Annotated in this window: 12 protein-coding genes, 1 pseudogene and 1 riboswitch; of the genes and pseudogenes, 7 read left to right on the top strand and 6 right to left on the bottom strand. The window is 61.2% G+C overall.

Translation table 11 applies throughout. The features are described from left to right. On the top strand, positions 1-1,002 hold a 1,002-nt coding region (locus tag RBB32_RS09845), incomplete at its 5' end, for a hypothetical protein (protein WP_306152533.1). 124 nt (positions 1,003-1,126) lie between these two features. Continuing rightward, the gene (locus RBB32_RS09850) at positions 1,127-3,169 is read left to right on the top strand and encodes a hypothetical protein (RefSeq protein WP_306152534.1); all 2,043 of its coding nucleotides are present in this window, start codon (positions 1,127-1,129) and stop codon (positions 3,167-3,169) included. A 484-nt stretch (positions 3,170-3,653) separates the two neighbouring features. Here RBB32_RS09850 and RBB32_RS09855 read toward each other — a convergent pair whose 3' ends face one another. Next, complete coding sequence (locus tag RBB32_RS09855; RefSeq protein WP_306152535.1) at positions 3,654-3,989, bottom strand: hypothetical protein; 336 nt, start codon at positions 3,987-3,989, stop codon at positions 3,654-3,656. A 101-nt stretch (positions 3,990-4,090) separates the two neighbouring features. Continuing rightward, positions 4,091-4,552 (bottom strand): Lrp/AsnC family transcriptional regulator, encoded by a 462-nt coding sequence (locus RBB32_RS09860; RefSeq protein WP_306152536.1) that lies wholly within the window; start codon positions 4,550-4,552, stop codon positions 4,091-4,093. Between the two features lie 197 nt (positions 4,553-4,749). Here RBB32_RS09860 and RBB32_RS09865 point away from each other — a divergent pair, with 197 nt between their 5' ends. Next, positions 4,750-5,634 carry a DMT family transporter gene (locus RBB32_RS09865; protein WP_306152537.1) on the top strand — a complete coding sequence of 295 codons (885 nt, stop codon included), beginning with the start codon at positions 4,750-4,752 and terminating at the stop codon, positions 5,632-5,634. A gap of 33 nt (positions 5,635-5,667) precedes the next feature. Then, the gene (locus RBB32_RS09870; RefSeq protein WP_306152538.1) at positions 5,668-6,282 is read left to right on the top strand and encodes a GNAT family N-acetyltransferase; all 615 of its coding nucleotides are present in this window, start codon (positions 5,668-5,670) and stop codon (positions 6,280-6,282) included. Positions 6,283-6,507: 225 nt separating this feature from the next. Here RBB32_RS09870 and RBB32_RS09875 read toward each other — a convergent pair whose 3' ends face one another. Both RBB32_RS09875 and RBB32_RS09880 read right to left on the bottom strand, forming a co-directional pair. Further along, entirely contained in the window at positions 6,508-7,149 is a 642-nt protein-coding gene (locus tag RBB32_RS09875; protein WP_306152539.1) for a LysE family translocator, read from the bottom strand. Positions 7,150-7,302: 153 nt separating this feature from the next. Beyond that, positions 7,303-8,196 carry a LysR substrate-binding domain-containing protein gene (locus RBB32_RS09880; protein ID WP_306152540.1) on the bottom strand — a complete coding sequence of 298 codons (894 nt, stop codon included), beginning with the start codon at positions 8,194-8,196 and terminating at the stop codon, positions 7,303-7,305. 99 nt (positions 8,197-8,295) lie between these two features. Between RBB32_RS09880 and RBB32_RS09885 the strand changes: the two genes are divergently transcribed. Continuing rightward, positions 8,296-9,216, top strand: coding sequence for a DMT family transporter (locus RBB32_RS09885; RefSeq protein ID WP_306152541.1), 921 nt, complete (start codon positions 8,296-8,298; stop codon positions 9,214-9,216). 2 nt (positions 9,217-9,218) lie between these two features. After that, positions 9,219-9,839 carry a LysE family translocator gene (locus tag RBB32_RS09890; protein ID WP_306152542.1) on the top strand — a complete coding sequence of 207 codons (621 nt, stop codon included), beginning with the start codon at positions 9,219-9,221 and terminating at the stop codon, positions 9,837-9,839. Between the two features lie 201 nt (positions 9,840-10,040). Here RBB32_RS09890 and RBB32_RS21350 read toward each other — a convergent pair. Both RBB32_RS21350 and RBB32_RS09895 read right to left on the bottom strand, forming a co-directional pair. Next, a pseudogene (locus tag RBB32_RS21350) lies at positions 10,041-10,151 on the bottom strand (FMN-binding negative transcriptional regulator); the annotation flags it as partial. A 75-nt stretch (positions 10,152-10,226) separates the two neighbouring features. Then, positions 10,227-11,111, bottom strand: a complete 885-nt coding sequence (locus tag RBB32_RS09895; protein WP_306152543.1) for an NAD(P)-dependent oxidoreductase — start codon at positions 11,109-11,111, stop codon at positions 10,227-10,229. Positions 11,112-11,255: 144 nt separating this feature from the next. Further along, positions 11,256-11,374: riboswitch (TPP riboswitch) on the top strand. Between the two features lie 102 nt (positions 11,375-11,476). On the opposite strand from RBB32_RS09895, the gene thiC reads away from it, so the two are divergent. Then, positions 11,477-13,279: a phosphomethylpyrimidine synthase ThiC gene (gene thiC, locus RBB32_RS09900; protein ID WP_306152544.1), complete on the top strand. Its 1,803-nt coding sequence runs from the start codon at positions 11,477-11,479 to the stop codon at positions 13,277-13,279. The last annotated feature ends 94 nt before the right edge of the window (positions 13,280-13,373 follow it).

Here is a 13,373-nt window from a genome sequence, read left to right on the forward strand (position 1 = left end):
CATGACCGCGACTTTATCGCGATTGCCGCGATGGGGTCCGAGGAAGGCAGTTACATCAATTACTTCCGGGTGAAGGATAAGAGTCGCGACACGTTACGGGCGCCGGCGGAGCCGGGGATGTACGAGCTGCGCTATGTGCTTGAGGAAGGGCGCCGCACGATGGCGAGCCAGGCCATCGAGATTACCGAACCGGAGGTAACACTGAGCGGGCCGGAAACGGCGCTGGCCGGTGAACTGGTTCCGGTGGAGTGGACTGGAACGGTGCATGACCGGGACTTCATCGCGATTGCCGCGATGGGGTCCGAGGAAGGCAGTTACATCAATTACTTCCGGGTGAAGGACAAGAGTAGCGACAGGCTGCGTGCGCCGGCGGAGCCGGGGATGTACGAGCTGCGCTATGTGCTTGAGGAAGGGCGCCGCACGATGGCAAGCCAGGCCATCGAGATCACTGAACCGGAGGTAACACTGAGCGGCCCGGACGAAATAAGGGCCGGCACGGAGATCACCGTTGAGTGGACCGGTGCGGTTCACGGCCGGGATTACATCACCATTGTACCAACGGGTGCGGAGGAGGGTGCCTACAACGAGTATTTCCGCGTGAAAGACAAGAGTCGCGACACCCTGCAGGCTCCCGATGAGCCGGGGCTCTACGAGCTGCGCTACGTGCTGGACGAAGGCCAGCGCACGATGGCACGTCATACGATCGAAGTGCTGGCCGCCGATGCCGCGCTGGAAAGCGGTGCCAGCCTGAGCGCCCCCGAGACCGCCGCGCCCGGTGCCGAAATCGAAGTCGGCTGGGAGGTGGAGACCGAAAGCGGGGATCAGCGGATCACCCTGGCCCGGGGCAACCAGGCGATCTTCACCTGGCTGGAGGCGATCAAGATCTCGGGTGAGCCGCCGGTCAGGATCACCCTGCCGGAGGAGCCGGGCATCTACGAACTGCGCTTTCTGGATGTGGCGAACCAGGCGGTTCTGTCGCGCAAGGTGATCAAGGTGGAATGACACCGGTGAACCGAAAACCGCGGCGTCGGGCACTGACCACGTGGCCCGACGCCGCCATCGGTTCGGGCGGTGCGGCTGCCCGCCGCCTGCCGTTTGGATCCTATTGAACCAAGGAAATTTTTTCATGAAACCTGTTGTTGCAGTGTTGATAGTCATGCTGTCTGCCGTTTCCGCGCGAGGCCAAGGCGCGCCGGCGGCGGTTGCAGATGCGCCGAACTATATCGATGAAACGGAGAATTTCCGCCTTTACTGTAACGCCAGGGATCATGATTGCGGTGCGGCGAGTGATCCCGCGGTGACGCAACACTCACGTGATCTGCTCGACAACATGCAAGCGGCCTATGGGTGGCTCGGTGATCTCGGATTCAAGGTGGAAGAAAGCCACCTGGAGCGGGGAGATTCAGACAACAAGTTCCTCTTGCGTCTCGACCCGCGAAGCGAGGCGGCCGGCGGCTGTGCGGCCGATGCCTGTACGGATGTGAGCGGCGCGGCGTCCAAGCTTCTGATCCCGAAGTCCAACATTGCGATGGCGGCGAACGATCCTTCCCTGCTGGCGCATGAATTCGTACATACTCTTCAAAAGGCCACCCATGTGCGCGACTCCCAGCGTTACTGGATGGACGAGGCGACCGCGACGGCGATCGGTACGTCTTTCGGCACGAAATACGGGCGCGACATCGGTGTTTATGAACCCCAATACTTCATGTCTTTCGACCAGCCGTTTTACGATGTGGTCAGCGAGGGGTATGGCAACTGGGCCTACCTGCTTGGCGTTGGGCAGAACCTCGGCAGCCGAGACATGGTTGCCTACCTGTCGGAACCGGCCTTCCTCAATATCGAAGAAGATTTCCACGGAAAACAAGCGTCGGCCATCATGGAATTGCTCTATGACAGTGACCTCGTGGGGGGCCAGACGTTCGACCGGGCGTTTCCGAAGTTCGCCGCGACGATGAACAATATGGAACCCTCGAATGACCCCAATGAGAGTGCCTACCACTACTACACCGACATCGAGGAGTATACCGTCGACATTCCCGCCACCGACGCCCCTCATGAGCAAAGGTTCGACGGCTCCGCGATGACCTATGCCGTGGCGCCGATGCACTTGAAGCTGGATGTCACGGCGGAACCGGACGCCGAGCCCCGCGATACGTTGATGATGGTCGATCTGGAGGTTGTTAACGGAAGTCCGCTCGATGACCTCACCCTGATAAACGAGCACAAGCAGGCGGACGAACCGCTACAGGAAACCCTCATGCTCGACGGTTCCGAACCGCCCGATGAGTTGGGGTTCGTGCGGGTGGTCAATGTGCCTTCAACCGCACAGGGAGAGGCGACACGGAACGCGTTCGAGATTGAGGTCCGTGCTCGGCCGATCAGCCTCGACCCGCCTGACTGCTTGCGCGCGGGCGAGCCGGCGGTTTTCGCGGCGCGCGGCTTTGACCCGGCGGAAGCAGGGAACTGGCGGCTCGACGCAGACAACGGCACCACGAAGGGGCTGAGCGTCACGCCCGCCCGCGCCGGAGAGGTGACCGTCACGCTTGAAATCGACAGTCCGGTCACGCGCGGCGCAACCGGTATCGACCCGGTATCGCCCAAGACAACCAGGGTCGAGCTTGGGCAGTTCAATGTCGCCGAAGACGATTGCATGGTCCGCCTGACATTGGGCCCGGCCCAGGCCACCTACACCTCTGACGGATCTTATACGGAGTACAGCACGCCCGGCGGGAGAGCCCTTTATTTCAAAGAGAACGATGTCGCAATTTACAAACAGTCGGGCTGGATGCCCATCCCGGCGCAGGCCAAGAAGATGATGATCGGCAGTATATCAGGGAGTCCGCTGATGGGCGGGATTATCGAGGGGCCGTTGTCGGAGAACGCGGATGCCAAGGCAATCTTGCCGGCCATGCCGAAGGAATTCTCAATGCGCTTTTCGTGGAAGAACATTCGCAAGGCGACCCGGCTGTCAGGCAAGACCCCGCGCCGAAGCGCGGCGCCGTGTCCCGGTGGTGGCGAGGGATGCACGGAGACGGTTTTTCAAATGGGGTCCTACGCCATACCTATCGTTTATGACGCGCAGGACCGGCCCCTTCGCATGACCGTCAAGAACCAGCTTGTCGAATTCGCATATGGCACATGGCCGATCCGCCGTCCGCCCGGGTGGTGATCGCGCGGACAAGTCGCATTCGCCTGACCTTCGCAATCGCAAACGCCGTCATCCGGGATCAAAAAACCTACCGAACAACCCGCTGAAACAACACAGTTGCCCGGTCTTGGGGGGATTGCGGGTAAACTCCTATTCGGGGTTACGGCAATCACCGGTCGACCGGGTTCGCGAAGGCAGTCAGATGACCGCTTCGAGTCCGTGGCTACCATCATAAGGCGCAGTCCGGGCATCGGCCGACCTGGAGGGCGTTTGCAGGGATCGTGTGGGGCCTGACACCTCCAAGCCACTCGACGTTTATTCTTTGGCAGATGGTTGAAGATCGCCCTCCGGGGGGAGGTCGGGCGATGCCCGGACTGCGCCGGGCGGTTGCGCTGAACGGCAATCCTTTCGCGATCCTCGGGCGGCAGCTTCGTCGTCGCAGCGGACCTGCAAGTCACCTTGCGTCACGCCCAAAGGTGATAATCCTGTTAGCTTTCAGGTTGCGTCATGGTGGTGGGCGCAACCGTTTTACGTCAAACGGGCGACGCCACCATGTTCGTTCTGGGGGATATTTGCATTTTTCGCCGCCATTGCGACCATTTTCTGGTTGTTTTCCAACCTCGCCGTCTTTGCCCTGCCATTCCTTGCCGGATTCCATACAGGCATCTGGGTCTATGGCACCGGCGCAGGCTGGCTCGGTGCGATCCTTGTAGGTGGTTTTGCAGCCGGGCTCACGCTTCTTGCCATCTGCCAGGCACTGATCATGCACGTGCGCCCGGTTTGGGCTCGCCTTGTCTTTGCGCTGATCTTCGTGGTGCCCGCCATCTTGGCCGGGTTCCATGCGACCCTCGGGATCACCAAGGCCATAATGCCTTCGGAAACCCAGCGCCTTGCTCTACTTTGCAGTAGCCGAAGCTCTTGCCTCAACCATATTAGTCATCCTTAAAGCGGCAGTTGCGTCGTGTACTTCAGCTCATCCAGCAGTACGGAGCTCTGGATTTCGTGAACTCCGGGGAGCAGGACGATCTGGTCGCGCAGAAGGGCGTGGAAATGATCCATGTCGCGCACCACCACGCGGACGTTGAAATCGTAATCGCCAAGCATGAGTTGAACGACCTGAACCTCGGGAATGCGCAACACGGCCTGCTGGAACTTTTCAAACGACTTGCGACCGTGCGACGTTAGCTTGATCCGCACCAGGATGATCGCGTTGAAACCGAGCTTTTTCCGGTCGAGGATGACTGTCTTGCCAAGAATGACCCCGTTTTCCGTAAGCCGGGAAACCCGTCGCGAACACGGCGATTGCGAAAGGCCGATCCGGTCGGCGATATCCGTGACAGAAAGCGCTCCGTCCGCCTGCATGACGCGCAGGATACGGCGGTCAACATCGTCAATCTCGTGCATAAGGCATTCCTTTTTTTGTCAAACAATGGCTGTTTCATGCTGCTTTACGCGCTTTCTTTAGCAAAAAAGCAAAAAGAATTCCCGATTTATTGCATAAAATATCCATCAGAGTGCTCCAGGGTGACGCAGATAGCTGGCTGAAAGCCTGCGATGGGACGGCGTTTTCGCAGGGGCAGGCACTTCTGGGGAGGATGACAATGAGTAATACGATGTTCAGCGCGCAGGGGGGCTACACGCAAGGCATCCTGCTGATGTGCGTGGGGGTGGCCTGTCTGAGCGCCAATGACGCGATTGCGAAGACGTTGACCTCCGGCTATTCGCCACTGCAGATTCTCTTCCTGCGCAACGTGATCGCCCTGCCGATCACAATAGTCATAGCGCTATTCATGGGCGGCCCGTCGGCTCTGCGCTCGTACCGGCCCGTTGCGCATCTGCTGCGCGGTGCGCTTTGGGTCGGTGCCACTATGATGTTCTTCACCAGCTTCATCTATCTTGCGCTGGCCGAGGCCACTGCGTTGATCTTCGTTGCGCCGTTTTTCATTACCTTGATTTCGGCCCTCTTCCTGGGGGAGGAGGTTGGTTGGCGACGCTGGCTGGCCGTTCTGGCGGGGTTCCTTGGGGTTCTCGTGATCATCCGCCCCGGCGGGGCGACGTTTCAGCTCATCTCGCTGCTGCCCGTCGCGACGGCGCTGGTCTATGCCTTGTTGATGCTGAGTGCCCGCTGGGTGGACCCGCGCGAAAGCGTGTGGACCCTGCTTGTCTATCTGACCGGGGCGGGGGCGTTGCTAAGTGCGCTGATCGTGCCGTTCGTCTGGGCTCCCGTCAGATTGGGCGACCTGTGGCTGTTCGCCGGAATTGCCTTGTTCGGCACCGCCGGGATGACAATGATGACACAGGCCTTCCGCCTCGCCCCAGCGGTCGTGGTCGCACCGCTGGATTACACCGCCCTTCTCTGGGCCACGCTTTTCGGCTGGCTCATCTGGCGCGAGAGCCCGGACGCGATGACATTTCTCGGCGCGGCGGTCATCATCGCAAGCGGCGTCTTCACCATCCTGCGTGAACAGAGAGAAGCCGGTTCATAAAGTGCCAAGGTAAAGGAAAAACGGAGCGCGCGCATGGTCTCATCTTTTGATACCTCGGAAGCGATAGAGATCCAGCCCGCAACCTGGGCTGATTTCGAAGCCCTCATGGGCGAGAAAGGCGGCTGCGGCGGCTGCTGGTGCATGCTGTGGCGGCGCACAGCCAAGGAGATGGAGGCCGGGAAAGGCGAAGGAAACCGACAGGCGATGAAGGCACTGTTCGATCAGGGCGAGGCCCCCGGCCTTGTTGCGAAGGCGGGTGCGGACGCCATTGGCTGGATCCAGATCGATCGCAGGGCCGCGTTTCTGCGTCTCGCCTCGTCGCGTGTGCTCAAGCCGGTGGATGAATTGGATGTCTGGTCGGTTTCCTGTTTTTTCATCGACAAACGGTTCAGGCGCACGGGCCTCTCGCTCAAACTTTTGAACGCGGCCGTGGATTGGGCGCACAGCCGCGGCGCAACCATTGTCGAGGGTTACCCAATCGACACGCCGCGCCAGAAATATCCATCGGTCTATGCCTGGACCGGGTTCGTGGGAACGTTCCGGCAGGCAGGGTTTGCCGAGGTCGCCCGGCGATCCGACACGCGCCCCATCATGCGAAAGGCACTTGGCGATGACCGGGAGGATTGGAACGCTAACGGGCAGATGTGAATGCCGCGCGGTGGCCTTCGAGGTGAAACAGGTTCGAGAGACCGTCACCGTCTGCCATTGCAGTCAATGCCGAGGTTCGGCAGGCCCTTGAAGCGCGCGCTGATCACCTGACCACGGAGGGCTTGCCAAGCGGCGGGGCGGCAGGCTGGCTTCCTATGCCCCCGTCCGAAAGGATCGCTGCCCCACAAGTGCAATGTGCATAAGGTTTCGTGGATGCAACGGCTATTATAGTCGTGAGGTAGCCAGCTTGTAACTGGCGAAGCAGAAAAACACTCCCAGTCCAGCTTCGATCCAACGGCGGGCGGCGTTGAAGGTTCTGACAACTGGCTGCGTCGAGAATGCGAGGGCATAGGCGAGATGCCCAGTTAAAGAGATGAAGAATGTCCCGGCGACGATCACCCCACCGATCCACCACGGAGCGTTGGCGTCAAGGCCGAGTGATATTGTTGCAGTCCATGTGAGCGCTGCTTTCGGGTTCGTCATCTGGATCAACAATCCGCGGCGCACATAGTCAAAATTGCTGTTTTCGCCAGCGAGGGATGTCGCAGTGATTTCACTCACTGATAGAGCGGAACGGAATGACTTAAATGCAAGCCAAAGAAGATAGCCCGCCCCGATGAACTTGATCAACGTCATAAGGGATGCGTAGGCAATGAGAACTGTCGTCAGTCCCGCCCACGCCAGAACACCCCACAGAAATGAACCGGATGCGATGCCAATGGCAAGTGAACGGCCCTGATCACGCCCGACAGTCATGGACGTGCCGATGATCGAGAGAATATTTGGTCCTGGACTGAGCATTCCCATGACGAACACACCGTAAGCCAGCAAGATACCGGGCCAGAATACTGTCAAACCATCAATCACGGCTGCTCTCCAAAAGTGACTGGAACGTGGCGTTCCGCGCACGGTTTAACGTTAGAGTTAGGTCATGGTTTGCACAAGGGCCATGCAACGATGCCAGTCAAGGTTGGCGGTCGTGAAGCAGAGGGTGTCAGATTGCCGGGCCTTTTTCGGGTGTCAGGCCAGTTCCGCTTTCAGCCATGAGATCAGGCAATCCACGGCGGCGTAATTCGAGCGCCGGGTGCCCCTGAATACGGAAATCTCGTTTGGCCTGTCAATTTGCTGATCGCTGGCGGGGCGCAACCTGCCGTCCTCTATCATGTCTCCGACCGTTCTTTTCCATCCCAAGGCGACCCCCTGGCCAGTGACCGCCGCCTGCAGCACAAGGGGGTAACTGTCGAATGAAACCATCCGCAAGCGGGACGGACGGGGAAGGCCCGTGGCGGCGAACCATTCGGGCCAGTCAAACCAGTCCTGCGGCGTGACACGATGCGACAGGAGAGGGAGGTTGCCCAAAGTGTCCGGCGCGCCCGGAGCGGTGTAATCCGCAAGCAGGGAGGGCGCGCAGACCGGAAAGATACTGTCCGCCGCGGTAAACAGCAGCCGGGCCGAGCCCGAGGCGCGTCCGGTGGTCTGCAGGGCAATGTCGAAGGGTTCGGTGGCTTCCGTAAGCGGGGCAAGCGCACTGACCAGTTGAAGCTGCACCTCGGGATGGCTGGCATGGAAATCCGAAAGACGCGGCATCAGCCAGTAGAAGGCCTCGCAAAGTTGACAGCGCAGTACGACGGTACCGGGGTCGCGGCTGCCGCGAAGGGCGGCGACCTCGGCCCGGATCGCTGCCAGAGCGTCGCCAGCGACCTGTCCCAATCGGCGACCTTCCTCGGTCAGGAATACAGCGCGGTTCCTGCGTTCAAACAGGTGCAGGCCCAGCTCTGCCTCGAGTTGGCCAATCTGGCGGCTGACGGCGGTTTGCGTCAACCCAAGCTCTTCGGCGGCGCGGGTGAAACTCTCAAGCCGGGCCGCAGCCTCGAACGGGCGCAGCCGCGCAAGTTGGATGTCGTCTGTTTGCATGACTAAGACTCATGTATTTTCTTCCTTTTATCATTTTAATTAAGGTCTTGTGAATGATTGCATTCATCTATGACATCTTTTCGATATATTGGGCACCAGGTGCCGAGCCTCGGTTCGGGGATCGTCGCGATCACGGTAGGCGTCTTGCTACTTTCGCTGTCCGACGCGCTGGTGAAACTCAACAACGAGGGTCTGTCACTCGGGCAGGTTCTTACAGTCCGATCCGGCATTGCCGTGTTGTGCCTGGGGGCGGTCTTGCGGCTGACCACACGGATAAACCTCGGCCTGGTCCGTGTCTCGGGCTGGGTCTGGTTGCGCAGCCTGTGCCTTGCCCTGATGTGGGGCTGCTATTACGCCGGGCTGCCCGAGTTGTCGTTCTCCATCGCGGCTGCTTGTTATTATACTTCGCCGATGTGGATGGCTTTCCTGTCTTCAACGCTGCTCGGAACGCGCATCGGGGTGCGCGGGGGTGTTGCGATCCTTTTGGGTCTTGCGGGCGTGATGACGATCCTGCGTCCGGGCTTGGACGAGGTATCGCCGATGATCGTGTTACCGTTGCTTGCCGGGGTCTTCTACGCACTCGCGGCCGTGATCACGCAGGGGCGTTGCCGCGCCGTGCCGGCGATGTCGATGGCAGTGAACCTCAACCTTGTTCTGTTTCTGGGCGGGCTGGGGCTGGTCGCCGGCCTGTGGAAGAGCGGGCAGGGCAACGATGCGGGCTTCCTGCTGTCGGTTTGGCCTGCGCTGAAGCTGGCGGATCTGGGGGTGCTGGCCGGGTTGGGCGTGTTGCTCGCTGTCATTACCGCCTTGGTCGCCTATGCGTATCAAAGGGCCGCCGCACCGGTCATCGGCTTGTTCGATAATGGGTATCTTGTCTTCGCCCTGTTCTGGAGCGTCTTGATCTTTGGCGATCGACCGGGCTTCATTGATCTTCTGGGTATTGTGCTGATCGGAAGCGGGGCACTTCTTGCCTCCACTGCGTCGGCCAATCGTGGCCCGGACCGAAGCGAAGGGGATTGATCATGTCGCTGGACACCTGGATTGCCTATACCATTGCCTGCGTTGTCCTGACGGTGATCCCCGGACCGAGCGTCCTGCTCGTGATCGCGCAGTCGCTGACGCGGGGCAGGGTGGCTGCGGCGATGTGCATTCTCGGCGACGTCGTGGGGAGTATCGTGCTTGTCGGGCTGTCCTTCGTCGGGGTCGGGGCGATCCTCGCCGCCTCCGCGTTCCTCTTCCAGGTCGTGAAATGGGCCGGGGTCATTTACCTGGCATGGCTGGGCATCGGCCAGATCATGCAGGCGCGGCGCGATGCACCGGAGAAGGTCTGCCATGCAGGGGGCGCTTCTTCCTGGAGCAGCTTTTGGGCCGGAACCGTGACCGCCGTGCTGAACCCCAAGGCGATCGTTTTCTACATGGCATTCCTTGCCCAGTTCATCGATCCGCAAGGCGATTTGCCCGTGCAGCTTGCGGTGCTGACGGTGACCTCCAGCCTTGTTGTCGTGGTGCTGTTGGCCGGGTATGCGCTGATCGCGGAGCGGGCGGGTCGGCTCTTTGATAGTCATCGCGCGCGTCGCCGCATGGGCTATGCTGGCGGCGGGTTCATGATCGTCGGAAGCGCGGTCATGGCGGTGACGCGTTAGGCAAGCGTTGTCAGCATTAAAGCGAAGTGCCGAAAATCCAAGTGTCGACATTGCTGGTTCCTGGGCAGGCCGTCTTTGCGGGGGACGCAATGCAGGCGCGATCCAACAACCCGGGTGCGTCATCAAACCGTTATGATGCCTCGACAAGACTGTTCGGCGACGAAATCCGACGGGCCGGAAGCGGTCGGATGGCATGTGGTTTGCCAACAATCCTGCTTCCATCTGCGCCACGATACAGGCCCGTGGCGCTACATCGAGTATCTCACGGATCGCGGAAGGATCGGTCTCTTCAAAATGCGATGGTGTGTACATTTCGGGCCCCTGTCGCGGTTGCAGTATCGTGACAAGCGGACGCAAGGCTGCCCCGGCGCCGGTGTAGCAGGGCGCTTATCGCCCGGTGCGCGCTTCGATTGCCCGGACCACCGCGATCATGTCATCCTCGTCGCGGCCCATGGCCTCGGTTTCCGCGTAGAGCGCTTCACAGACGTTCATCAGGGGAGAGGCCGTACCGGCGGTCCTCGCGGCCTCCACCACCAGACGGCTGTTTTTCAACACGTCCGAGATGCCCGCCTGGCGGCTGAAATCACGGGTGCGGAGCTTGTCGATCTTCACGCGGGAGACATCGCTGGCCATCGGTCCGGCGTTGAGGATGTCGGCGAAACTGTCCATGTCGAGCCCGTGGCGCGCGGCGAAATGCGCGGCTTCGGCAAGGCCGGTGACCATGGTGATCAGGAAAGTGTTGACTGCCAGTTTCATCTGCAAGGCGGCGGGCACGGCGCCACAGTCGAAAAGCTGCTTGCAGATCGGCGAGAGCAGGGGACGCAGGCGTTCGATCTCCTCCGAAGGCCCGGCCAGCATGCCGACGAGTTGCCCCGTCTCCGCCGGTTTTCGAGAACCCGAGACCGGCGCCTCGACAAAGCACCCGCCTGCCTCGGCGATGTCTTGCGACAGGTGAAAGGAGTAGTCAGCCGAGGTCGTGCCCATCGACACGATGTAATGCCCGTCGACGCGGCGCGTGAAGGCCTCGGTGCCGCGGCCCAGCACGGCATCGGTCGCCCCCTCGTTTTCCAGCATAAGAAGCACCGTGTTGCAGTGCTCGAAGACCTCGTCCACTTCGGCGGCCACCACGGCCCCGGCCTCTCTCAAGGACGCGGTGCGCTCCGGTGTCCGGTTCCAGACCATCAGGGGCCGTCCGGTGCGGCGCAGGTTCAGCGCCATAGGTTCGCCCATGGTTCCCAGCCCGATAAAGCCGATCTGCTCTCCTGTTTCCATGACTGCCTCCCGTGTCTGCGGAACACAAGCTAGCCGACCTCGACAATTTGGAATAACGAATTGATCGAAAGTTTGTATTCTGCAAATCGGGTAGGATTTCCTGCCGCCGATGTTGACAGTGACAGGTTTCTCGGGCAGCTTGCCACCACTCACCCGGGGGGTCTCGACAAGAGGCTGAGATACTGCTGGCACCCGTGCAGCGCAGTGACCCGATGAACCTGATCCAGTTCACACTGGCGTAGGGATGGTGCACTGGCCGCGCGGGCCCCGACCACGTTTTCGTGACAGGGGGCGTTCCCACACCGGCAATCCCATTCGACGCGGAACTGGGTCTCCAACGCTTTGAGCTATGGAGGCTCCGACCGATGAAAGACCTGACCCCAACCGTCACCACGGGCCCGCTGCCCGCCTCTCGCCGCGTCTGGCACGCGGGCGAGCGTCACCCAGATATCCGCGTGCCGATGCGCGAGATCGATTTGCACCCCACGGCGGGCGAACCGCCTGTCACCGTCTATGACAGCTCGGGCCCCTATACGGACCCGGATGCCGAGATCGCCATCGACCGCGGGTTGCCGCGTCTGCGCGAGGCCTGGATCGCGGCCCGTGGCGATACCGAAACCTACGCGGGGCGCGACATCACCCCCGCCGACAACGGCTTTGCCGAAGGCACCCGGCTGACGCCCGAATTCCCTATCCGCAACGCCCCGCGCCGTGCCACGAAGGGCCGCGCCGTGACGCAGATGGCCTATGCCCGCGCGGGGATCGTCACGCCTGAGATGGAATTCGTCGCGATCCGGGAAAACCTTGGCCGCAAGGCGCAGGCGGAGAAGCTGGCGCGCGACGGCGAAGGCTTCGGCGCGGCGATCCCGGATTTCATCACACCCGAGTTCGTCCGCGACGAGATCGCCCAGGGTCGCGCGATCATCCCCGCCAACATCAATCACCCCGAGGCTGAACCCATGGCGATCGGGCGCAACTTCCTCGTCAAGATCAACGCCAATATCGGCAATTCCGCCGTGACCTCTTCGATGGCCGAAGAAATCGAAAAGATGGTCTGGGCCACGCGGTGGGGCGCCGACACGGTCATGGACCTGTCCACGGGCCGCAACATCCACAACATCCGTGACTGGATCCTGCGCAACAGCCCGGTGCCCATCGGGACCGTGCCGCTGTATCAGGCTTTGGAAAAGGTCGGCGGCATCGCCGAGGACCTGTCGTGGGAGGTCTTCCGCGACACGCTGATCGAACAGGCCGAACAGGGGGTGGATTACTTCACCATCCACGCGGGTGTGCGGCTGCACATGATCCCGATGACGGTGAGCCGGGTGACGGGGATCGTATCGCGCGGCGGCTCGATCATGGCAAAGTGGTGCCTGCATCATCACCGCGAAAGCTTCCTATACGAGCATTTCGACGAGATATGCGACATCGCGCGCGCCTATGACGTGTCCTTCAGCCTCGGCGACGGGCTGCGCCCCGGCTCCATCGCGGATGCCAATGACGAGGCGCAGTTCGCCGAACTGGAAACGCTGGGCGAACTGACGCAGATCGCCTGGGCGCGCGATTGCCAGGTCATGATCGAGGGGCCGGGTCATGTGCCCATGCACAAGATCAAGGCCAACATGGACAAGCAGCTTGAGACCTGTGGCGAGGCGCCGTTCTACACGCTGGGGCCGCTCACAACCGATATCGCGCCGGGCTATGACCATATCACCAGCGGCATCGGCGCGGCGATGATCGGCTGGTTCGGCACCGCGATGCTCTGTTACGTGACGCCCAAGGAACACCTAGGCCTGCCCGACCGCGACGACGTGAAGACCGGCGTGATCACCTACAAGATCGCGGCCCATGCGGCGGACCTGGCCAAAGGCCATCCGGCGGCACAGATCCGCGACGATGCGCTAAGCTGCGCGCGGTTCGAATTCCGTTGGGAGGATCAGTTCAATCTCTCGCTCGATCCCGAAACCGCGCGCTCGATGCATGACGAGACCCTGCCGAAAGAAGCCCACAAGGTCGCGCATTTTTGTTCCATGTGCGGGCCCAAGTTTTGCTCGATGCGGATTTCCCACGACATCCGCGCCGAGGCGCAGAAGGACGGCATGGAACGTATGGCCGAGAAGTTCCGCGAGGGCGGAGAGCTTTATATCCCGCTGGAGGACAAGGCATAAGCCAGGCCCCCAAAACCCTTTTGACGACCCTGCGCATCAGCCGCCGCCCTTGGGGTCTCGATCCGGTGGCCCGCCATCGACAGGGTCGACGCCC

The organism is Roseovarius sp. MMSF_3281 (genome assembly GCF_030733685.1).
Classification (GTDB): domain Bacteria; phylum Pseudomonadota; class Alphaproteobacteria; order Rhodobacterales; family Rhodobacteraceae; genus Roseovarius.

Excerpts from the sequence above, each read along its gene's own strand:
- RBB32_RS09850 (WP_306152534.1), top strand. The coding sequence starts at position 1,127 with ATGAAACCTGTTGTTGCAGTGTTGATAGTCATGCTGTCTGCCGTTTCC.
- RBB32_RS09855 (WP_306152535.1), bottom strand. The coding sequence starts at position 3,989 with ATGGAACCCGGCCAAGATGGCGGGCACCACGAAGATCAGCGCAAAGAC.
- RBB32_RS09860 (WP_306152536.1), bottom strand. The coding sequence starts at position 4,552 with ATGCACGAGATTGACGATGTTGACCGCCGTATCCTGCGCGTCATGCAG.
- RBB32_RS09865 (WP_306152537.1), top strand. The coding sequence starts at position 4,750 with ATGAGTAATACGATGTTCAGCGCGCAGGGGGGCTACACGCAAGGCATC.
- RBB32_RS09870 (WP_306152538.1), top strand. The coding sequence starts at position 5,668 with ATGGTCTCATCTTTTGATACCTCGGAAGCGATAGAGATCCAGCCCGCA.
- RBB32_RS09880 (WP_306152540.1), bottom strand. The coding sequence starts at position 8,196 with ATGCAAACAGACGACATCCAACTTGCGCGGCTGCGCCCGTTCGAGGCT.
- RBB32_RS09890 (WP_306152542.1), top strand. The coding sequence starts at position 9,219 with ATGTCGCTGGACACCTGGATTGCCTATACCATTGCCTGCGTTGTCCTG.
- RBB32_RS09895 (WP_306152543.1), bottom strand. The coding sequence starts at position 11,111 with ATGGAAACAGGAGAGCAGATCGGCTTTATCGGGCTGGGAACCATGGGC.
- thiC (WP_306152544.1), top strand. The coding sequence starts at position 11,477 with ATGAAAGACCTGACCCCAACCGTCACCACGGGCCCGCTGCCCGCCTCT.